Origin of the sequence: Enterobacter sp. IF2SW-B1, from assembly GCF_001743375.1 — a bacterium.
In the GTDB taxonomy this organism is placed as follows: domain Bacteria; phylum Pseudomonadota; class Gammaproteobacteria; order Enterobacterales; family Enterobacteriaceae; genus Enterobacter; species Enterobacter bugandensis.
In genome coordinates, this window is record NZ_MJAA01000008.1 from 21,086 (window position 1) to 42,242 (window position 21,157).

Annotated in this window: 19 protein-coding genes; 15 read left to right on the plus strand and 4 right to left on the minus strand. The window is 57.3% G+C overall.

Annotation, left to right across the window (positions count from 1 at the left end):
* Positions 1-138 precede the first annotated feature (138 nt).
* From rnc to acpS, 5 genes are read left to right on the plus strand one after another with little or no spacing between them, the layout of a single operon-like run.
* Positions 139-819, plus strand: coding sequence for a ribonuclease III (gene rnc, locus A6013_RS16060; protein WP_003860711.1), 681 nt, complete (start codon positions 139-141; stop codon positions 817-819).
* Positions 816-1,721 (plus strand): GTPase Era, encoded by a 906-nt coding sequence (era, locus tag A6013_RS16065; protein ID WP_028014097.1) that lies wholly within the window; start codon positions 816-818, stop codon positions 1,719-1,721. The genes rnc and era overlap by 4 nt, the downstream gene beginning before the upstream one ends.
* Before the next feature lie 18 nt (positions 1,722-1,739).
* Complete coding sequence (recO, locus tag A6013_RS16070) at positions 1,740-2,447, plus strand: DNA repair protein RecO (protein ID WP_028014096.1); 708 nt, start codon at positions 1,740-1,742, stop codon at positions 2,445-2,447.
* A gap of 33 nt (positions 2,448-2,480) precedes the next feature.
* Positions 2,481-3,212: a pyridoxine 5'-phosphate synthase gene (gene pdxJ, locus A6013_RS16075; RefSeq protein ID WP_041908673.1), complete on the plus strand. Its 732-nt coding sequence runs from the start codon at positions 2,481-2,483 to the stop codon at positions 3,210-3,212.
* Entirely contained in the window at positions 3,212-3,592 is a 381-nt protein-coding gene (acpS, locus tag A6013_RS16080; protein ID WP_028014094.1) for a holo-ACP synthase, read from the plus strand. The genes pdxJ and acpS overlap by 1 nt, the downstream gene beginning before the upstream one ends.
* Here acpS and A6013_RS16085 read toward each other — a convergent pair.
* Together A6013_RS16085 and A6013_RS16090 are read right to left on the minus strand one after the other, a co-directional pair.
* The gene (locus A6013_RS16085) at positions 3,589-3,849 is read right to left on the minus strand and encodes a YfhL family 4Fe-4S dicluster ferredoxin (RefSeq protein ID WP_028014093.1); all 261 of its coding nucleotides are present in this window, start codon (positions 3,847-3,849) and stop codon (positions 3,589-3,591) included. The two genes, acpS and A6013_RS16085, sit on opposite strands and share 4 nt — an antisense overlap.
* A 46-nt stretch (positions 3,850-3,895) precedes the next feature.
* Positions 3,896-4,744 carry a MurR/RpiR family transcriptional regulator gene (locus tag A6013_RS16090; RefSeq protein ID WP_028014092.1) on the minus strand — a complete coding sequence of 283 codons (849 nt, stop codon included), beginning with the start codon at positions 4,742-4,744 and terminating at the stop codon, positions 3,896-3,898.
* 118 nt (positions 4,745-4,862) lie between these two features.
* Here A6013_RS16090 and murQ point away from each other — a divergent pair, with 118 nt between their 5' ends.
* From murQ to tadA, 4 genes are read left to right on the plus strand one after another with little or no spacing between them, the layout of a single operon-like run.
* Positions 4,863-5,756 carry an N-acetylmuramic acid 6-phosphate etherase gene (gene murQ, locus A6013_RS16095; protein WP_047364180.1) on the plus strand — a complete coding sequence of 298 codons (894 nt, stop codon included), beginning with the start codon at positions 4,863-4,865 and terminating at the stop codon, positions 5,754-5,756.
* Between the two features lie 11 nt (positions 5,757-5,767).
* Positions 5,768-7,129, plus strand: coding sequence for a PTS transporter subunit EIIC (locus tag A6013_RS16100; RefSeq protein ID WP_028014090.1), 1,362 nt, complete (start codon positions 5,768-5,770; stop codon positions 7,127-7,129).
* A gap of 3 nt (positions 7,130-7,132) precedes the next feature.
* Complete coding sequence (yfhb, locus tag A6013_RS16105; RefSeq protein ID WP_028014089.1) at positions 7,133-7,768, plus strand: phosphatidylglycerophosphatase C; 636 nt, start codon at positions 7,133-7,135, stop codon at positions 7,766-7,768.
* 24 nt (positions 7,769-7,792) lie between these two features.
* Positions 7,793-8,332, plus strand: coding sequence for a tRNA adenosine(34) deaminase TadA (tadA, locus tag A6013_RS16110; protein ID WP_063943565.1), 540 nt, complete (start codon positions 7,793-7,795; stop codon positions 8,330-8,332).
* Here tadA and mltF read toward each other — a convergent pair.
* A complete protein-coding gene (gene mltF / locus A6013_RS16115) occupies positions 8,220-9,770 on the minus strand; it encodes a membrane-bound lytic murein transglycosylase MltF (protein ID WP_028014088.1) in 1,551 nt (516 codons plus the stop codon). The two genes, tadA and mltF, sit on opposite strands and share 113 nt — an antisense overlap.
* A 267-nt stretch (positions 9,771-10,037) precedes the next feature.
* On the opposite strand from mltF, the gene purL reads away from it, so the two are divergent.
* The 5 genes from purL to glnB all read left to right on the plus strand — a co-directional run bounded on the left by purL (position 10,038) and on the right by glnB (position 18,353).
* Entirely contained in the window at positions 10,038-13,925 is a 3,888-nt protein-coding gene (purL, locus tag A6013_RS16120) for a phosphoribosylformylglycinamidine synthase (RefSeq protein ID WP_069733420.1), read from the plus strand.
* A 533-nt stretch (positions 13,926-14,458) separates the two neighbouring features.
* A complete protein-coding gene (qseE, locus tag A6013_RS16125) occupies positions 14,459-15,883 on the plus strand; it encodes a two component system sensor histidine kinase QseE/GlrK (RefSeq protein WP_120764030.1) in 1,425 nt (474 codons plus the stop codon).
* A 4-nt stretch (positions 15,884-15,887) separates the two neighbouring features.
* Positions 15,888-16,625 carry a two-component system QseEF-associated lipoprotein QseG gene (qseG, locus tag A6013_RS16130; protein ID WP_028014085.1) on the plus strand — a complete coding sequence of 246 codons (738 nt, stop codon included), beginning with the start codon at positions 15,888-15,890 and terminating at the stop codon, positions 16,623-16,625.
* Complete coding sequence (gene glrR, locus A6013_RS16135; RefSeq protein ID WP_069733421.1) at positions 16,612-17,949, plus strand: two-component system response regulator GlrR; 1,338 nt, start codon at positions 16,612-16,614, stop codon at positions 17,947-17,949. The genes qseG and glrR overlap by 14 nt, the downstream gene beginning before the upstream one ends.
* Positions 17,950-18,014: 65 nt before the next feature.
* Positions 18,015-18,353 carry a nitrogen regulatory protein P-II gene (gene glnB / locus A6013_RS16140; protein ID WP_003860685.1) on the plus strand — a complete coding sequence of 113 codons (339 nt, stop codon included), beginning with the start codon at positions 18,015-18,017 and terminating at the stop codon, positions 18,351-18,353.
* Between the two features lie 51 nt (positions 18,354-18,404).
* Here glnB and hmpA read toward each other — a convergent pair whose 3' ends face one another.
* Positions 18,405-19,595, minus strand: coding sequence for an NO-inducible flavohemoprotein (gene hmpA / locus A6013_RS16145; protein ID WP_069733422.1), 1,191 nt, complete (start codon positions 19,593-19,595; stop codon positions 18,405-18,407).
* 303 nt (positions 19,596-19,898) lie between these two features.
* Between hmpA and glyA the strand changes: the two genes are divergently transcribed.
* Positions 19,899-21,152 (plus strand): serine hydroxymethyltransferase, encoded by a 1,254-nt coding sequence (gene glyA, locus A6013_RS16150; RefSeq protein WP_025757663.1) that lies wholly within the window; start codon positions 19,899-19,901, stop codon positions 21,150-21,152.
* The last annotated feature ends 5 nt before the right edge of the window (positions 21,153-21,157 follow it).

Here is a 21,157-nt window from a genome sequence, read left to right on the forward strand (position 1 = left end):
CCCTGTCGTTGTGTATAGAATATTCCCCCGAAGTTTAAGGTTGGCCCTGCAAGGGTGCCACGGCACACGAAACCGCGTTGGTTTTCTCAGGTCGGTTTCGTGTGCTGCATTTTTGACGCATTCATTTATTGGTATCGCATGAACCCCATCGTAATTAATCGGCTTCAACGGAAGCTGGGCTACACTTTTCATCATCAGGAGTTGTTGCAACAGGCATTAACCCATCGCAGTGCCAGCAGCAAACATAATGAGCGTCTCGAGTTTCTGGGTGACTCTATTTTAAGTTTCGTGATTGCGAATGCGCTTTATCATCGTTTCCCGCGCGTGGACGAAGGTGATATGAGCCGCATGCGCGCCACGCTGGTGCGCGGCAACACCCTCGCTGAAATCGCGCGCGAATTTGAACTGGGCGAATGTCTGCGTCTTGGGCCGGGTGAACTGAAAAGCGGCGGCTTCCGTCGTGAATCTATTCTTGCCGATACGGTCGAAGCATTAATTGGTGGCGTGTTCCTGGACAGCGATATCCAGACCGTAGAAAAGCTGATCCTTAACTGGTATCAGACCCGTCTGGACGAAATTAGCCCGGGCGATAAACAAAAAGATCCGAAAACGCGCCTGCAGGAATATTTGCAGGGCCGTCATCTGCCGCTGCCATCCTATCTGGTGGTGCAGGTGCGTGGCGAAGCGCACGATCAGGAATTTACCATCCATTGCCAGGTCAGTGGCCTGAGTGAACCGGTGGTGGGCACAGGTTCGAGCCGCCGTAAGGCTGAACAGGCTGCCGCCGAACAGGCGTTAAAAATGCTGGAGCTGGAATGAGCGAAGAAAAAACCTATTGCGGATTTATTGCCATCGTCGGACGTCCGAACGTCGGCAAATCCACCCTGCTGAATAATCTGCTTGGGCAGAAGATTTCCATCACCTCGCGTAAGGCGCAGACCACGCGTCACCGCATCGTCGGCATCCATACTGAAGGCGCGTATCAGGCGATCTACGTCGATACCCCTGGCCTGCACATGGAAGAGAAGCGTGCCATTAACCGTCTGATGAACAAGGCGGCGAGCAGCTCCATCGGCGACGTAGAACTGGTGATTTTCGTAGTGGAAGGCACCCGCTGGACGCCGGACGACGAAATGGTACTGAACAAGCTGCGTGACGGCAAAACGCCGGTGATCCTCGCGGTCAACAAAGTTGACAACGTGCAGGAAAAAGCTGACCTGCTGCCGCACCTGCAGTGGCTGGGCAGCCAGATGAACTTCCTGGATATCGTTCCGCTGTCTGCTGAGACCGGCCTGAACGTTGATACCATCGCGGGCATCGTACGTAAGCATCTACCGGAAGCGATTCACCACTTCCCGGAAGACTACATCACCGATCGCTCTCAGCGCTTTATGGCATCTGAAATCATCCGTGAAAAGCTGATGCGTTTCCTGGGCGCCGAGCTGCCGTACTCTGTGACGGTGGAGATCGAGCGTTTCCAGAGCAACGAGCGCGGTGGCTACGACATTAATGGCCTGATCCTCGTCGAGCGTGAAGGGCAGAAGAAGATGGTGATCGGCAACAAAGGCGCCAAGATCAAAACCATCGGCATTGAAGCCCGTAAAGACATGCAGGAGATGTTCGAAGCGCCGGTTCACCTGGAACTGTGGGTGAAGGTGAAATCTGGCTGGGCCGATGATGAGCGTGCTCTGCGCAGCCTCGGTTACGGCGAAGATCAGTAACTCAAGACGACGAGTATAATGGAAGGTTGGCAGCGCGCCTTCGTTCTCCATAGTCGTCCCTGGAGCGAAACCAGCCTGATGCTGGACGTCTTCACGGAAGAGTCGGGCCGCGTGCGCCTTGTTGCGAAAGGCGCACGTTCCAAACGTTCTAATCTGAAGGGGGCCCTACAGCCTTTTACGCCGCTGCTGGTTCGCTTTGGCGGGCGAGGGGAAGTCAAAACCTTGCGCAGCGCTGAAGCCGTCTCTCTGGCGCTTCCCCTTTCTGGCATCACGCTCTACAGCGGTCTGTATGTCAACGAGCTCATCTCCCGCGTCCTTGAACATGAGACTCGCTTCTCGGAACTTTTCTTCGATTATCTACACTGTATCCAGGCACTGGCGGGTGCGACCGGCACGCCCGAACCCGCCCTGCGTCGTTTCGAACTGGCGCTGCTGGGCCACCTCGGGTACGGCGTGGATTTTCTGCACTGTGCAGGCAGCGGTGATGAGGTGGAAGACACCATGACCTACCGCTACCGCGAAGAAAAAGGCTTTATTGCCAGCGTCGTCGTTGATAACAGTACTTTTACCGGACGCCAGCTCAGAGCGCTTTATGAACGCGAGTTTCCGGACGCCGATACCCTGCGCGCAGCAAAACGCTTTACCCGGATTGCCCTCAAGCCGTATCTTGGCGGCAAGCCCTTAAAGAGCCGCGAATTATTCAGGCAGTTTATGCCCAAACGTTAGACCACAGCATCAGAAAGAAAACCGAGGATTGTCATGGCTGAATTACTGTTAGGCGTCAACATCGACCACATCGCCACCCTGCGCAACGCGCGCGGCACGGCGTATCCCGATCCGGTTCAGGCAGCGTTTATTGCTGAACAGGCTGGTGCCGACGGCATTACCGTTCACCTGCGTGAAGACCGCCGCCACATTACCGACCGCGACGTGCGCATTCTTCGTCAGACGCTGGACACCCGTATGAATCTGGAGATGGCGGTCACCGAAGAGATGCTGACCATTGCCTGCGAGACCAAACCGCACTTCTGCTGCCTGGTGCCGGAAAAACGCCAGGAAGTGACCACCGAAGGCGGGCTGGACGTGGCGGGGCAGCAGGACAAAATGCGCGATGCCTGCAAGCGCCTGGCGGATGCCGGTATCCTGGTTTCTCTGTTTATCGACGCCGATTTCGCGCAGATTAAAGCGGCAGCCGACGTGGGCGCGCCGTATATCGAAATTCACACCGGCTGCTATGCCGATGCTAAAAACGATGCCGAGCAGGCCAAAGAGCTGGAGCGTATCGCCAAAGCGGCCACCTACGCCGCGAGCCTGGGACTGAAGGTTAATGCCGGTCACGGCCTGACCTACCACAACGTGAAGGCCATTGCTGCTCTGCCGGAAATGCATGAGCTGAACATCGGCCACGCCATTATTGGCCGCGCGGTGATGAGCGGCCTGAAAGAGGCGGTTTCAGAGATGAAACGCCTGATGCTGGAAGCGCGTCAGTAATGGCCATTTTGGGCTTAGGCACCGATATCGTCGAAATAGCCCGCATCGAAGCGGTGATCGCCCGGAGCGGCGATCGCCTCGCAAGGCGCGTGCTGAGCGATAACGAATGGGCCATCTGGGAAGCGCACCAGCAGCCGGTGCGTTTTCTGGCAAAGCGCTTTGCGGTAAAAGAGGCGGCAGCCAAGGCCTTCGGGACCGGCATTCGTAACGGCCTGGCATTTAACCAGTTCGAAGTTTTTAATGATGAGCTGGGCAAACCGCGCCTGCGTCTGTGGGGTGAAGCGCAAAAGCTGGCGGAGAAGCTGGGGGTGAATCATATGCACGTGACGATCGCAGATGAACGCCACTATGCCAGCGCGACGGTGATTATCGAAAGCTAAATTTTGTCCGCGTGGTGCATCAGGACAAATTTATCCCACAGCTGCTCTTCGCTCTCGACGTGTGTCGGATCCTTCAGAATAGTGTTGGGGATCGGGCACACCTTCTGACAGGTCGGCGTCTCATAGTGGCCGACGCATTCCGTGCAGCGGTCGCTGTTAATCTCGTAAATGCTGTCGCCCATCGAAATCGCCTGATTCGGGCATTCGGGTTCGCACATATCGCAATTGATGCATTTTTTGGTAATTAACAGCGCCATCAGGAAATTCTCAGAAACAACACAAACTGGGCGGGCATTATACGCGTCAAACCAGTTTCTTTACCAGTTCTTCGCTGTGACGAATGCGCTCAGGCGCGCGCTCCAGATCCTGCTGTACCAGCGCCATAAACAGCAGGTCCGTCAGCATCATTTGTGCGCTGGTGGACGAAATTGCCGCGCTGCGCGTGGCCTGCTCTTCGGCAATGGTATACAAACAGCGCGTTGCCCGCTGCTGCAGCGCATTTGGCGTAAAGCCGGTGATCGCCAGAATTTTGCCGCCGACGCGCAGGGCTTCGTCGGTCGCCATGTTGATCTCGCGGCGCTCGCCGGAGTAGGAGATGGCCAGCAGCAGATCGTCAGGATCCATCGCCTGCACGGTCGCCAGCAGGGCGTGCATATCCTGCTCGACGATGGCGTTAAAACCGATTTTAGTCAGCTTCCAGCCAAAATTACGCGCCACCAGACCGGACGCGCCAATACCGGTCAAAATAATACGCCGCGCCGCCCGCAGCATCGCCACGCTTTCCAGTAATTTCTCTTCGGTATTCACGTCCAGCGTGGCGTGCATGGCCGCCACGTTCTCCTTGATCAGCTTTTCCCCAACCAGACGCATCGGGTCATCGCCGCGGATCTGGTTATGCACCGGCATGGACTGCGGATTCGGGTTACTCACCAGCGCTTCGCTGATTGCCAGCTTAAGAGCGGGAAAACCCTTAAACCCGATCTTCTGGGCAAATTTCACCACGCTTGACTGGCTCACTCCAGCTTCGCTTGCCAGCTGCTGTGAGCTGAGGTGGCGGGCGCGATCGGGCTGAGAAAGCAGAAAATCCGCCAGCTTTTTGTCGCTTTGAGCAAAGCCGGCGTAGCGCTGGCGAATGCGAATTAAACAGTTCATGAGTACTCCCGGCGGAAATGTGATTGTCTGCGCAAAAACGAATTCTGCTCGCCTGAATGAATTTTATATTCCATTATAGTGTGATTATTATGAATTAAAAATTCTTGAGGTACAAAAAATGAATCTTGGCTCACTTGTTTCTGAAACGCGTAACCCGCAAACCATGGATCTGGATGCGCTCTCCACCCTGGAGCTGGTTAACCGCTTTAATCAACAGGATACGCTGGTCGCGCAGGCAGTGAAAGAGACATTGCCAGAGGTGGCGAAAGCGGTCGATGCGGCGGCGGAAGCTCTTAAGGCCGGTGGTCGCATTATCTATATGGGGGCCGGTACCAGCGGGCGTCTCGGGGTGCTGGATGCCTCGGAATGTCCGCCCACCTTTGGCGTTCCGCACGGCCTGGTGGTTGGCCTGATTGCAGGTGGTCCCGGCGCGCTGCTGAAGGCCGTTGAAGGGGCGGAGGACAACAAACAGCTGGGTGAGGATGACCTGAAGGATCTGAACCTGACGGCGAACGATCTGGTGGTCGGCCTGGCGGCATCCGGGCGCACGCCGTACGTCATTGGCGGCCTGGAATACGCCAACCGGACCGGCTGCACGACGGTCGCCATCTCCTGCAACCCCGGCTCGCCGATTGCGCAGGTGGCCGCTATCGCCATCTCTCCGGTCGTTGGGCCGGAAGCGCTCACCGGCTCCACGCGCCTGAAATCCGGGACCGCGCAAAAGCTGGTGCTCAATATGATCTCCACCGGTGCGATGGTGAAGTTCGGCAAGGTCTATCAGAACCTGATGGTCGATATGCAGGCCACCAACGTCAAGCTGGTGGACAGAGCCTGCCGCATGGTGATGGAGGCGACAGGCGCGGGCCGTGAAGAGGCAGAAGCGGTGCTCAGGCAGACCGATCACGATGTAAAACCAGCCATTTTGATGATCTTAAGCGGGCTGGACGCGGCGGCTGCGCGAGCCAAACTCGACGCGCATAACGGCTTCTTACGGGCGGCATTAGAAAACTAGCAGAGGCGTTTATGGACAAAACAGCAGCGCTCGCCAGCGATATCCTGCAGGGGATAGGCGGGGAACAAAATATTCAGCGTCTGGAAAACTGCATGACGCGCGTGCGCGTCGAGGTGCATAACGACGACCAGCTTGACGTGCCGGGCCTGAAGAAGCTGTCCGGCGTCAGTGGCTACGTGAAACAGGGGCAGCAACACCAGCTGATCGTCGGGCCGGGCAAGGCGGCGCAGGTTGTCGATGCCATGCGCGCGCTGATGGTCGGCGGTGCAAGCGTGACGGTTGACGACGCTGAACGCACCAAAGCGCAGGCGAAGGCCAAATACAAAGCTCCCATGAGCGATGCGCTGCGACAGCTGGCAAACGTCTTTATCCCGCTGATCCCGGCGTTTATAGCTTCCGGCTTGATCACCGGGATCATCAACATCCTTAAGCGGCCAGATATCGTCGGGGATTTTGCCACGCAGTATCCGAACCTGCTGGGCATTCTCGGGATCTTCGGCAGCGCGGTGTTTGCCATTATGAACATTCTGGTCGGGGTCAATACCGCGAAGGTGTTTGGCGGCTCGCTGGCCATGGGCGGCGTAATGGCAGGGATCTTGTCCAGCCCGCAGCTAGCGCAAATCACGCTGTTTGGCGAGGCGCTCCAGCCTGGTCGCGGCGGGGTGATTGCCGTGCTGCTGGTGGTTATTCTTATGTGCTGGATCGAGAAAAAGCTACGCGCGGTTCTGCCTGGCTCGATTGAGCTGATCCTCAACCCGCTGCTGACCACGTTAATTACCGGTAGCGTCGCGATTGTGGTCCTTCAGCCACTAGGCGGGTGGATCTCTGATGCCATCGCCCACGGCGCGTCTCTGGCTATCGACCGCGGCGGCCTGCTGGTGGGGGCGGTGCTGTCAGGTACCTTCCTGCCGCTGGTGCTGACCGGCCTGCATCAGGGGCTGGTGCCGATCCACGTCGAGCTGGTGCAGGCGCACGGTTATAACGCGCTGCTGCCTATTCTCTCGATGGCGGGCGTCGGGCAGGTGGGGGCAGCGATTGCCGTCCTGATGAAAACCCGCAACGCGCGCCTGAAAAAAGTGATTAAAGGGGCGCTGCCGGTCGGGCTGCTCGGCATTGGCGAGCCGCTGATATTCGGCGTCACGCTGCCGCTGGGTAAACCGTTCCTTGCGGCCTGTCTGGGGGGCGCTGTAGGCGGGGCACTCATTAGCTACTGGAAAGTCGCCACCGTTATCACCTTTGGTCTCTCCGGTTTACCGCTGGCATTAACCATCGTGACCGGAAAAGTCATGCTCTATCTGTTAGGCTATTTAGTAGCGGTGATCGCCGGGTTCCTGTTTACCTGGCTGTTAGGATTCAACGACCCAGAGGAGTAAGGTTTGGCCAATCACGAGCGTCGCGTTGTCTTTTTCGATCTGGATGGAACGCTGCATCAGCAGGATATGTTTGGTACGTTTATGCGCTACCTGCTGCGGCGTCAGCCTCTGAACGCGCTGCTCGTCTTACCGCTCTTACCCCTCATTGGCATCGCGCTGCTGGTAAAAGGCCGGGCGGCGCGCTGGCCGATGAGCCTGCTGCTGTGGGGATGTACGTTTGGCCACAGCGAAGCGCGGCTCAAACAGCTCGAAAAGGAGTTCGCTCTCTGGTTCCGCGGCCACGTTGCCGCGTTTCCCGTGGTGCAGGCGCGCCTGACCAGCTATCTTGACGCCAACGATGCCGATATCTGGCTGATTACCGGCTCCCCGCAGACGCTGGTGGAGCAGGTCTACTTTGATACCCCCTGGCTGCCGCGCGTAAATCTTATCGCCACGCAAATTTCCCGCGGCTACGGCGGCTGGGTCCTGACGATGCGCTGTCTGGGGCATGAAAAAGTGGTCCAGCTGGAAAAACGCATCGGCACGCCGCTGCGTCTTTACAGCGGCTACAGCGACAGCAAGCAGGACAACCCGCTGCTCTATTTTTGCCAGCACCGCTGGCGCGTTACTCCCCTCGGTGAACTTCAGCAACTCGAATAGTCTTATCTGTAAGGGCTGTGTATAATGCCGCCCGCTTTTAGACTGGAGTATCAGCCCTTGTCCACCTCAGAACACAATCATGAATACTGGATGCGTCACGCGCTGGCGCTGGCTCAACGGGCCTGGGACGAGGGCGAAGTGCCCGTGGGCGCGGTGCTGGTTCATAACAACCGGGTGATTGGGGAAGGGTGGAACCGTCCTATTGGCCGCCACGATCCTACCGCGCACGCCGAAATTATGGCGCTTCGTCAGGGCGGCCTGGTGCTGCAAAACTATCGTCTGCTCGATACCACTCTGTACGTCACCCTTGAACCCTGCGTGATGTGCTCCGGGGCGATGGTGCACAGCCGAATCGGTACCCTGGTGTTTGGAGCGCGGGATGAAAAAACCGGTGCGGCCGGTTCACTGATGGACGTGCTGGGTCATCCCGGAATGAATCATCAGGTGCAGACTATCGGTGGGGTACTTGCACAAGAGTGTTCGGGGCTATTAAGCGATTTCTTTCGAATGCGCCGTCAGCAGAAAAAGCAACAAAAGGCAGAATTGAAGTTGTCGGATGATTAAGCTCGTCCGGCGCCACAACCGGATAACTTTCCGCCAGCTGTTTTGCCTCTGTTGCCTCTTTCTCTTTCTCCAGCAGATAGCCGACCAGGCTAATCTGATACTTACGTATATTTTCCACGTAGGCGTAGGCTTCATGTCCGCGCGCGTAGCCATACGTCAGCTTGTTGTACCATGGCTTCTGGCTCAGCAGCGGCAGGCGCTGTTTTACGTCTGACCAGCTGTCCGGGTTTCCCTTCGTTTTCGCCGTCAGAGCCCGCGCGTCAAGCATGTGCGCGTAGCCCATGTTGTAGGCCGCCAGCGCAAACCAGATCCGTTCCTCTTCCGGCACGGTTTCCGGGACTTTAGCCATCATATCCTGCAGGTAGCGCGCCCCGCCGCTGATGCTCTGTTCCGCATCGGTACGGTCGTTAACGCCCAGGCTCAGCGCGGTATTTTTGGTTAACATCATCAGTCCGCGTACGCCCGTTGGCGACGTGGCCTGGGTGTCCCAGTGGGACTCCTGGTACGAGATAGCCGCCAGCAGTTTCCAGTCAATCTCCTGGGCATATTTTTCGAAAAGCGGCTGCAGGTCAGGCAGGACGCTGTCAACCGCGCGCAGGAAGCTGCGGGTGTCAACGTAGTCAAAGTCATCCCCGTGGCCGAGGTACTTCTCCTCAAGTCGCGCCAGCGTGCCGTCTTCATTGATGGTGTTATAAAAATCCAGCATGGCCGCCGAGAGGGTCTGGTCATCGTCCAGATGGGTAAACCAGGTCACCGGCTGTTCGTCCGTCACGTCCAGCGCCACGGCGATTTCAGGATGCACCCGCTGGAACAGGCTGATCGCCACCGAATCGGCGATGGTGTAGGGCAGTTTCTGATCTTTGACCTGCTCCAGCAGCTCCGTCGTGCCGAGTTTAGGGTCAACCGTCCAGCTCAGATCCGGGTATTTTTTCTCCTTTAACTCACGCAAGTCGTCAATCACTACGTGGCCGGGAGCAATCGTCAGCTGTTGCGCGTTGATCGAGGCAAGCGTACGCGGGCGCAGGCTCCCGACGCGATAAACCAGCTGCTGGGAAACGGAGTAGTAGGTCGGGCCCGGCTGGTAGTTCTTGCTGCGCTCGCTGTTATAGACCAGCCCGGCAGCGAGGATATCGGCGTTGTTGTTGTCCAGGTCGTCAAACAGCTGGTTGATGTTCTGGCGGACGGTAATTTTAAGCTTCACGCCCAGATAATCGGCAAACTGCTGCGCCAGCTCATAATCCAGACCAATAATTTTGCCGTTGATGTCGCTGTAAATTAGCGGAGAGTTGAGGGTACTGACGCGCAGTTCCCCCCGCTCCTGAATGGCGGCGATACGATTTTCGGCTTTGCCGAACCAGGGGATGGAAGGCCAGAGGGCCACTGCCAGCAGCAACGTTACAATGCCGATGAGCAGATAATTAATCTTTAATTTTTTCAATTAGTTAATTCTCTGCGACGCCGGTTGCCTCAGTCTGCTGTAGCCATGTTAATCATAAGGTTTGTCATTGAATGAGCGGCATTTTGCGTAAACTTGCGCCACTTGGCAACCAATTAGAGAGACAGGTCACATCTATTGTTAAACGCTGAAGTCGATTTTATTTCGACGCAAACGGTTTCGTCGGCGCTCAGGATTCTCTATAATGACGCCCGTTTTCCCCCCTTGCGCACACTGTAAGCGCCCCGGCGCTTCGAAGACGAGAGACTTATGATGGAAATTCTGCGTGGTTCGCCTGCACTGTCTGCCTTCCGTATTACCAAACTGCTGGCACGTTTTCAGGCGGCCGACCTTCCGGTAAGCAATATTTACGCTGAGTATGTCCATTTTGCTGACCTGAATGCCCCCCTGAATGCAGAGGAGCGCGTACAGCTGGAACGCCTGCTCAAGTATGGCCCAAATCTGAGCAGCCATACGCCAACCGGCAAACTGATCCTTGCGACGCCGCGTCCGGGCACCATCTCCCCCTGGTCTTCCAAAGCCACCGACATTGCCCACAACTGCGGCCTGAGCCAGATTAACCGTCTGGAGCGCGGCGTAGCGTACTACGTCGAAGCCTCTACCCTGAGCGACGCGCAGTGGCAGGCGGTTGCGGCTGAATTGCACGACCGCATGATGGAGAGCGTGTTTGCCTCTCTTGATGACGCACAGAAGCTTTTCTCCCATCATCAGCCTGCGCCGGTACAGAGCGTGGACCTGCTGGGGCAGGGCCGCCAGGCGCTGATTGACGCCAACCTGCGTCTCGGCCTGGCGCTGGCAGAAGACGAAATTGACTACCTGCAGGACGCGTTCGTTAAGCTCAACCGCAACCCGAACGACATCGAACTCTACATGTTCGCGCAGGCCAACTCTGAGCACTGCCGCCATAAGATTTTCAATGCCGACTGGATTATCGACGGCGAACAGCAGCCGAAGTCGCTGTTCAAAATGATCAAAAACACCATGGAACAAACCCCTGACCACGTGCTGTCTGCCTATAAAGACAACGCCGCGGTGATGGAAGGTTCCGAGGTGGGCCGCTTCTTCGCCGATCGCGAAGCAGGGCGCTATGACTTCCATCAGGAGCCTGCGCATATTCTGATGAAAGTGGAAACCCACAACCACCCTACGGCCATTTCTCCGTGGCCGGGTGCGGCGACCGGCTCCGGCGGCGAAATCCGTGACGAAGGGGCGACCGGTCGTGGGGCGAAACCAAAAGCGGGTCTGGTCGGCTTTTCCGTTTCTAACCTGCGCATCCCTGGCTTTGAACAGCCGTGGGAAGAAGATTTCGGCAAGCCAGAGCGCATCGTGACCGCGCTGGATATCATGACCGAAGGTCCGCTGGGCGGCGCGGCGTTTAACAACGAATTTGGCCGTCCGGCGCTGAACGGTTACTTCCGTACCTACGAAGAGAAGGTGGACAGCCACAACGGCGAAGAGCTGCGTGGCTACCACAAACCGATCATGCTGGCGGGCGGGATCGGCAACATCCGTGCCGATCACGTGCAAAAAGGCGAGATCGTCGTCGGCGCGAAGCTGATCGTGCTGGGCGGCCCGGCGATGAACATCGGTCTGGGCGGCGGCGCGGCCTCCTCTATGGCCTCCGGCCAGTCTGATGCGGATCTCGACTTCGCGTCCGTGCAGCGTGACAACCCTGAGATGGAGCGTCGCTGCCAGGAAGTGATCGACCGCTGCTGGCAGCTGGGCGATGCTAACCCGATTCTGTTCATCCACGACGTGGGCGCGGGCGGTCTGTCCAACGCTATGCCGGAGCTGGTGAGCGACGGCGGTCGCGGTGGCCGTTTCAACCTGCGCGATATCCTGAGCGATGAGCCGGGCATGAGCCCGCTGGAAATCTGGTGTAACGAATCCCAGGAGCGCTATGTGCTGGCGGTTGCGGCCGACCAGCTGCCGCTGTTTGACGAGCTGTGCCGCCGCGAGCGCGCGCCGTATGCCGTCATCGGTGAAGCGACCGAAGAGCAGCACCTGATTCTTAGCGACACCCATTTCGACAACCAGCCTATCGATCTGCCGCTGGACGTGCTGCTCGGTAAAACGCCGAAGATGACCCGCGACGTAACAACCCGTAAAGCAGCGGGCAAAGCGCTGGATCGCCAGGGCATTACCGTGGCGGAAGCGGTCAACCGCGTGCTGCACCTGCCTGCTGTGGCAGAGAAAACCTTCCTGGTCACCATCGGCGACCGCACCGTGACCGGTATGGTGTCGCGCGATCAGATGGTTGGCCCGTGGCAGATCCCGGTGGCGAACTGCGCCGTGACCACCGCGAGCCTCGACAGCTACTACGGCGAAGCGATGGCGCTGGGCGAACGCACCCCGGTCGCGCTGCTGGACTTCGCCGCCTCTGCACGACTGGCGGTTGGTGAAGCGCTGACCAACATCGCGGCGACGCAGATTGGCGACATCAAACGTATCAAACTTTCCGCGAACTGGATGGCGGCAGCCGGTCACCCTGGTGAAGACGCTGGCCTGTATGAAGCCGTGAAAGCGGTGGGTGAGGAACTGTGCCCAGCCCTCGGCCTGACCATTCCGGTGGGTAAAGACTCCATGTCGATGAAAACCCGCTGGCAGGAGGGTAACGAGCAGCGCGAGATGACGTCTCCGCTGTCGCTGGTGATCACTGCGTTTGCCCGCGTGGAAGACGTGCGCCATACCGTTACGCCGCAGCTGGCGACCGAAGATAACGCCCTGCTGTTGATTGACCTGGGTAAAGGCCACAACGCGCTGGGCGCCACCGCACTGGCGCAGGTTTACCGTCAACTTGGCGACAAGCCAGCCGACGTGCGCGACGTGGCGCAGCTAAAAGGTTTCTACGACGCAATTCAGGCGCTGGTGGCACAGCGCAAGCTGCTGGCCTACCACGACCGTTCCGACGGCGGCCTGCTGGTGACCCTGGCAGAGATGGCCTTCACCGGCCACTGCGGCGTGGAAGCGAACATTGCAACGCTTGGCGAAGACCGCCTGGCGGCGCTGTTTAACGAAGAGCTGGGTGCGGTGATTCAGGTTCGCGCCGCAGACCGCGAGGCGGTGGAAGCGATTCTGGCGAAGCACGGTCTGGCAGACTGCGTCCACTATCTGGGGAAAGCCGTTCAAGGCGACCGCTTCGTCATTGAGGCCGACGCTCACGCCGTGTTCAGCGAAAGCCGCACCACGCTGCGCATGTGGTGGGCAGAAACCACCTGGCAGATGCAGCGTCTGCGCGATAACCCGGAATGTGCCGATCAGGAGCATAACGCGAAAGCGAATGACCAGGATCCTGGCCTGAACGTGAAGCTCTCCTTCGACATCAACGAAGATATCGCTGCGCCGTACATTGCGACCGGCGCGCGTCCGAAAGTGGCCGTGCTGCGCGAGCAGGGCGTTAACTCCCACGTTGAGATGGCTGCGGCCTTCCACCGCGCGGGCTTTGACGCTATCGACGTCCACATGAGCGACCTGCTGGCCGGGCGTACCGGTCTGGAAGATTTCCATGCGCTGGTGGCGTGCGGCGGTTTCTCCTACGGCGACGTGCTGGGCGCAGGCGAAGGCTGGGCGAAGTCCATTCTGTTTAATAGCCGCGTGCGCGACGAGTTCGAGACCTTCTTCCATCGTCCGCAAACCCTGGCGCTGGGCGTGTGCAACGGCTGCCAGATGATGTCTAACCTGCGCGAGCTGATCCCGGGCAGCGAAGCCTGGCCACGCTTTGTGCGCAACCAGTCCGACCGCTTCGAAGCGCGCTTCAGTCTGGTTGAAGTGACTCAGAGCCCGTCTCTGCTGCTGCAGGGGATGGTTGGCTCTCAGATGCCAATCGCCGTTTCCCACGGCGAAGGTCAGGTAGAAGTGCGCGATGCGGCCCATCTGGCGCAGCTCGAGAGCAAAGGCCTGGTGGCGCTGCGCTTTGTCGATAACTTCGGCAAGGTCACGGAAACCTATCCGGCGAACCCGAACGGCTCCGTCAATGGTATTACGGCGGTGACCAGCGAAAGCGGTCGCGCGACCATCATGATGCCGCACCCTGAACGCGTGTTCCGTACCGTGAGCAACTCCTGGCACCCGGAAAACTGGGGCGAGGACAGCCCGTGGATGCGTATCTTCCGCAACGCGCGTAAACAGCTGGGTTAAGACGTAAAGCAGGTACTTTGTAGGCCCGGTGAGCGTAGCGCCACCGGGTTTTTTTATGCGTGTCGCAAAATTGCGACAAAGATGGTATAGGGGTGTCTCCAAATGGAGACACTTAAATCATTGATTTATATATGGCAGGACAGGTTCCCGTTAAGGTGTTGCTTAATAGCGACACTTAGCCTGGAAATCATTCAGCGCACAATAAATAGATTAAACGAATAAAAGATATATATTTCAATGTGTTAATATTTTGTTTTGCATTCTGGCATGGGTGTTGCATAATATCAACCAGTGGCTCATTCACCTTCTTATGTCAGCCCCTTCGGGACGTGCTACATAAACTTCGAATGACGCACAAAAAGGTGCCTGCCGTCCAACTACTGATCATAGCGATGCTTTATCAGGCCAGGGCGAAACGTCGAGTTAGGCACCGCCTTATTCCATAACAAAGCCGGGTTTTTACCCGGCTTTGTTGTATCTGAAGGGCAGACTCAGTTACGCTCTCCGTAAACCCCCATGAAGAGAGTAATGCGTTGAAACGCTGGCCCGTTTTTCCCCACTCCCTGCGACAGCTCGTGATGATGGCCTTTCTGCTGATCCTGCTGCCGTTGCTGATCCTCGCCTGGCAGGCATGGCAGAGCCTCAACGCGCTGAGTGCCCAGGCGGCACTGACGAACCGCACCACGCTTATCGATGCCAGACGCAGTGAAGCGATGACCAACGCCGCGCTGGAGATGGAGCGTAGCTATCGTCAGTACTGCGTGCTCGACGATCGGACGCTGGAGAAGGTCTACCAGAGCCAGCGCAAGCGCTACAGCGAAATGCTGGATGCCCACGCGGGCGTGCTGCCGGACGACAGACTGTATCAGGCGTTACGTCAGGATCTGAACGATCTCGCGCAGCTGCAGTGCCAGAACAGCGGCCCGGATGCGGCTGCCGCCGCGCGCCTTGAGGCATTCGCCGCCGCCAATACCGAAATGGTGCAGTCAACGCGCACGGTCATTTTCTCTCGCGGCCAGCAGCTGCAGCAGGAGATTGCCGAGCGCGGCCAGTTCTTCGGCTGGCAGGCGCTGGTGCTGTTCCTCGTGAGCCTCGGGCTGGTGCTGCTCTTTACCCGCATGATCATCGGCCCGGTGAAGGGTATTCAGCGTATGATCAACCGCCTGGGGGAGGGGAAATCGCTCGGGGATACGGTTGCCTTTAAAGGCCCGCGCGAGCTGCGATCCGTAGGTCAGCGCATTATCTGGCTATCCGAGCGCCTGGCATGGCTGGAATCCCAGCGTCATCAGTTCCTGCGCCATATTTCCCATGAGCTGAAAACCCCGCTGGCCAGCATGCGTGAAGGAACGGAGCTGCTGGCGGACGAGGTGGCAGGACCGCTTACGCCGGAGCAGAAAGAGATTGTCGACATTCTGGACGCCAGCAGCCGCAACCTGCAAAAGCTGATCGAGCAGCTTCTGGATTACAACCGCAAGCTGGCTGACGGGACGGTGGTACTGGAAGAGGTGGAGATTGAGCCACTGGTGGATATGGTGATCTCCGCCCATAGCTTGCCGGCAAGAGCTAAAATGATGCATACCGGGGTGGAGCTGAATGCGCTGACCTGCCTGGCTGAACCCATGCTATTAATGAGCGTTCTGGATAATCTTTACTCCAATGCGGTGCACTATGGTACTGAATCCGGTAACATTTATATCCGAAGTTATACGAAGGGCTCCCGGGTGTTTATTGACGTCGCAAACACCGGCACCCCGATCCCCGATGACGAAAAAACCATGATCTTCGAACCCTTTTTCCAGGGGAGTCATCAGCGGAAAGGCGCGGTAAAAGGAAGCGGTCTGGGATTAAGCATTGCCCGGGACTGCATACGACGCATGCAGGGTGAGCTAAACATTGCCACGGACGAACGTTCAGATGTTTGCTTCCGTATTGAACTGCCCCTGAGCCGGAAAAATTAATAAAATGAATCTATATCTGGTGAGTATGTCACACGTCTTTTTCCGCGCCATACGCGCGGTGTTTTCCAGCAAAGCGGGTCGCCTGAGTCTGCCCTGTTTAGTTCTGGCGGGGTGCGTTTCCCATGCGCCGCAAAGTGCGATAAGCGGTAAACAGGAAGACAAATGGCCCGATAACCAGCTGGCGGATTTCCTCTCTACCCGCTGTGAGGATATCTGGAATCTGTCAGGGCATGATGTCGAAAATAACCCGCTTTTCTGGCTGCGCGGAATAGATTGCGCCCAGCGGCTTGCGCCGGTAGACGCCCGCATGAAGGCGGCGATGCTGGATGAAGACACCTGGCAGGACGCTTTCAAGCGTGGGATTTTACTGGCCGATGCGAAAATTACCCCCGTTGAACGTCGGGCCAACGTGACCCGTCTGGACACGTTTGTGATCAATCTTCCTGCACAGGTGCGCCCGGTATACCAGCTCTGGCGGGATGGGCAGACGTTACAGCTGCAGCTGTCTGAAGAGCGCTCCCGCTACAGCAAGCTACAGCAGTCAACCGACAGTGAGCTGGATACGCTGCGCCAACAGCAACAGCATTTACGTACTCAGCTGGATACCACGACGCGAAAGCTGGAAAACCTGACCGATATCGAAAGACAGCTCTCGTCGCGTAAATATCAGCCTGGTAGTTCATCTGCTGCACCGGACAGCGATATGCCGAAACAAGAGGATGTGAAGCATGACGAGCCGTAAACCAGCCCATCTTTTACTGGTGGATGACGATCCCGGCCTGTTAAAGCTGCTGGGGATGCGTCTGGTGAGTGAAGGCTACACCGTGGTGACCGCGGAAAGCGGGCAGGAGGGGCTTAAAGTCCTCAGCCGCGAAAAGATTAACCTGGTGATCAGCGACCTGCGGATGGACGAAATGGATGGCATGCAGCTGTTCGCCGAAATCCAGAAGCAGCAGCCTGGCATGCCGGTCATTATCCTGACGGCGCACGGGTCAATCCCGGATGCCGTCGCCGCAACCCAGCAGGGCGTGTTCAGCTTCCTCACCAAGCCGGTAGATAAAGACGCGCTCTACAAAGCTATCGACAGCGCGCTGGAGCACGCCGCGCCCTCCGGAGACGACGCATGGCGTGAATCTATCGTCACCCGCAGCCCGATAATGCTGCGTCTGCTTGAGCAGGCGCGAATGGTCGCACAGTCAGACGTCAGCGTGTTGATTAACGGCCAGAGCGGAACCGGGAAAGAGATCCTGGCGCAGGCGATCCACAACGCCAGCCCGCGCAGTAAAAATGCTTTTATCGCCATTAACTGCGGTGCCCTCCCAGAGCAGCTTCTTGAGTCTGAACTTTTTGGCCATGCCCGCGGCGCATTTACCGGCGCGGTAAGCAGCCGGGAAGGGCTCTTCCAGGCCGCGGAAGGCGGCACGCTGTTCCTCGACGAAATTGGCGACATGCCTGCGCCGCTGCAGGTCAAACTGTTGCGCGTACTTCAGGAGCGCAAAGTGCGCCCGTTGGGTAGCAACCGCGATATTGATATTAACGTGCGAATCATTTCCGCTACCCACCGCGACTTGCCCAAAGTGATGGCCCGCAACGAGTTCCGTGAAGATCTCTACTACCGTCTGAACGTGGTGAACCTGAAGATCCCGGCGCTGGCGGAGCGTGCGGAAGATATTCCGCTGCTGGCGAATCACCTCCTGCGCCAGGCGGCAGATCGGCATAAACCGTTCGTGCGCGCCTTTTCGACTGATGCGATGAAACGGCTGATGGCCGCCAGCTGGCCGGGTAACGTGCGCCAGCTGGTGAACGTGATTGAGCAGTGCGTGGCGCTGACGTCCTCGCCCGTTATCAGCGATGCGCTGGTGGAACAGGCGCTGGAAGGGGAGAACACGGCCTTGCCGACGTTTGCGGAAGCGCGTAACCAGTTCGAGCTGAACTATCTGCGCAAGCTGCTGCAGATCACCAAAGGCAACGTGACCCACGCGGCGCGGATGGCCGGACGCAACCGCACCGAGTTCTATAAGCTGCTCTCACGCCACGAGCTGGAAGCAAACGATTTTAAAGAGTAATGCCGTATGGTACTGTGAGCAATCGATTACGAGGCAGCTTACAGGCAAGAGTTTAAGGACCCACCATGAAAAAGATTGATGCGATTATTAAACCTTTCAAACTGGATGATGTACGTGAAGCGCTGGCGGAAGTAGGCATCACCGGGATGACCGTGACGGAAGTGAAAGGTTTTGGTCGTCAGAAGGGCCACACCGAGCTTTATCGTGGCGCAGAGTACATGGTCGACTTTCTGCCGAAAGTGAAAATTGAAATCGTGGTCAGCGACGATATCGTCGATACCTGCGTGGATACCATTATCCGCACGGCGCAGACGGGCAAAATTGGCGACGGGAAAATCTTCGTCTTTGACGTGGCGCGCGTGATCCGTATCCGTACCGGCGAAGAAGACGACGCCGCGATTTAACCATTCGCCACCCGGCGAAAAAAAAGCCCCTCAAACGAGGGGCTTTTTGCGTTACAGCACCTTATGCGGCCCGAAACATTCGTAATGAATGTTGTCTTTATTCACGCCCAGCTCAACCAGCTGCTTCGCGGCATACTGCATAAACGCCACGGGTCCACAGACGTAGAACTGCATTTCCGGCGCGCTAAACGCCCCTTCCATCTGGCTTAAATTCATCAGTCCTTCGCTGTCAAAGCGTGCGGCAGTGCGGTCTGCCTCCGTCGGCAGGCGATACCAGGTATGCGCGGTGAAACGCGGCAGGGTCGCTCCCAGTGCTTTCACTTCATCCGCAAAGGCGTGCACGTCGCCGTTCTCCGCTGCGTGGAACCAGTTAACCTGCGCGCTGTGGTTTGCTTTCGCCAGCGTATCCAGCATTGCCAGCATTGGCGTTTGGCCCACGCCCGCGGAGATCAGCGTGACCGGGGTATTGGTTTCAATGGCCATAAAGAAGTCGCCCGCCGGCGCGGCCAGATGGACCACATCGCCCACGCTCGCTTCGTTATGCAGCCAGTTGGATACCTGACCGCCGTCCTCGCGCTTCACCGCAATGCGGTAGCCTTTGCCGTTTGGTTTGCGGGTCAGAGAGTACTGGCGGATCTCCTGGTGCGGGAAGCCTTCAGGCTTCAGCCATACGCCCAGATACTGGCCCGGCTGGTAATCGGCCACCGGCTGGCCGTCAACCGGTTCAAATTCAAAACTGGTGATAAGCGCGCTGCGCGGCGTTTTTTCGACGATACGGAAGGCGCGCGTTCCTTCCCAGCCGCCGTTCTTGCTGGCGTTTTCGCTGTAGATCTGCGCTTCACGGTTGATAAACACGTTTGCCAGTACGCCGTAGGCTTTACCCCAGGCGTCCAGCACCTCCTGGCCCGGGCTGAACATTTCGTCCAGCGTTGCCAGCAGGTGAGTGCCGACGATGTTGTACTGCTCGGGTTGGATCTGGAAGCTTGTGTGCTTCTGGGCGATTTTTTCCACCGCATGCAGCAACGCCGCCAGGTTTTCGATATTGCTGGCGTAGGCCGCGATGGCGTTGAAAAGCGCTTCACGCTGATCGCCGTTACGCTGGTTGCTCATATTGAAAATCTCTTTGAGCTCCGGATTGTGCGTGAACATGCGATCGTAGAAATGGGCGGTAAGTTTAGGACCGGTTTCCACCAGCAGGGGAATGGTGGCTTTAACGGTAGCGATGGTTTGAGCGTCGAGCATGGCAGCTTCCTTCTGATATTACCTAATGATGTATTTTAAATGCATCTTATAAAAAATACCCATGCTTTGTAAATGGTTCTTTGCAAGATGAAAAATACGCATCACAAACCTGAAAAGAAATCCGCTGGAAATAGTGAGATCTTTATTCCTCAAACCCTTGCGTGGCGTGAAGGGAAACGTTTGCGTAAAATCGTTTGTCAAGACCTGTTATCACAGAACTATTCAGTTATACTGTTGCCCGTCGTCCAACAGGACTGCCTTTTCAGGCCAAAATTTACTTGTTAGCTGAGTCAGGAGATGCGGATGTTAAAGCGTGAAATGAACATTGCCGATTATGATGCCGAACTGTGGCAGGCTATGGAGCAGGAAAAAGTACGTCAGGAAGAGCACATCGAACTGATCGCCTCCGAAAACTACACCAGCCCGCGCGTGATGCAGGCGCAGGGCTCTCAGCTGACCAACAAATACGCTGAAGGTTACCCGGGCAAGCGCTACTATGGCGGTTGCGAATACGTTGATATCGTTGAGCAGCTGGCTATCGACCGTGCGAAAGCACTCTTCGGCGCTGACTACGCGAACGTCCAGCCGCACTCCGGCTCTCAGGCTAACTTCGCTGTTTACACCGCGCTGCTGCAGCCGGGCGATACCGTTCTGGGTATGAACCTGGCGCAGGGCGGCCACCTGACTCACGGCTCTCCGGTTAACTTCTCCGGCAAACTGTACAACATCATTCCTTACGGTATTGATGAGTCCGGTAAAATTGACTACGAAGACATGGCTAAGCAGGCCAAAGAGCACAAGCCGAAGATGATCATCGGTGGCTTCTCTGCTTACTCCGGTATCGTTGACTGGGCCAAAATGCGTGAAATCGCAGACAGCATCGGCGCGTACCTGTTCGTTGACATGGCGCACGTTGCGGGCCTTATTGCCGCAGGCGTTTACCCGAACCCGGTTCCTCACGCTCACGTTGTGACCACCACTACTCACAAAACCCTGGCGGGTCCACGTGGTGGCCTGATCCTGGCGAAAGGCGGTGACGAAGAGCTGTACAAAAAACTGAACTCTGCCGTGTTCCCAAGCGCGCAGGGCGGCCCGCTGATGCACGTTATCGCCGCAAAAGCGGTCGCGCTGAAAGAAGCGATGGAGCCAGAGTTCAAGGTGTATCAGCAGCAGGTTGCTAAGAACGCCAAAGCGATGGTGGAAGTGTTCCTGAACCGTGGCTACAAAGTGGTATCCGGCGGGACTGAAAACCACCTGTTCCTGCTGGACCTGGTTGATAAGAACCTGACCGGTAAAGAAGCTGACGCTGCCCTGGGCCGCGCCAACATCACCGTTAACAAAAACAGCGTGCCAAACGATCCGAAGAGCCCGTTCGTGACCTCCGGTATCCGTATCGGTTCTCCGGCCGTGACGCGTCGCGGCTTTAAAGAAGCGGAAGTGAAAGAGCTGGCTGGCTGGATGTGTGACGTTCTGGACAACATCAATGACGAAGCGGTTATCGAGCGCGTCAAAGGTAAAGTTCTGGATATCTGCGCACGCTTCCCGGTATACGCATAATTCCT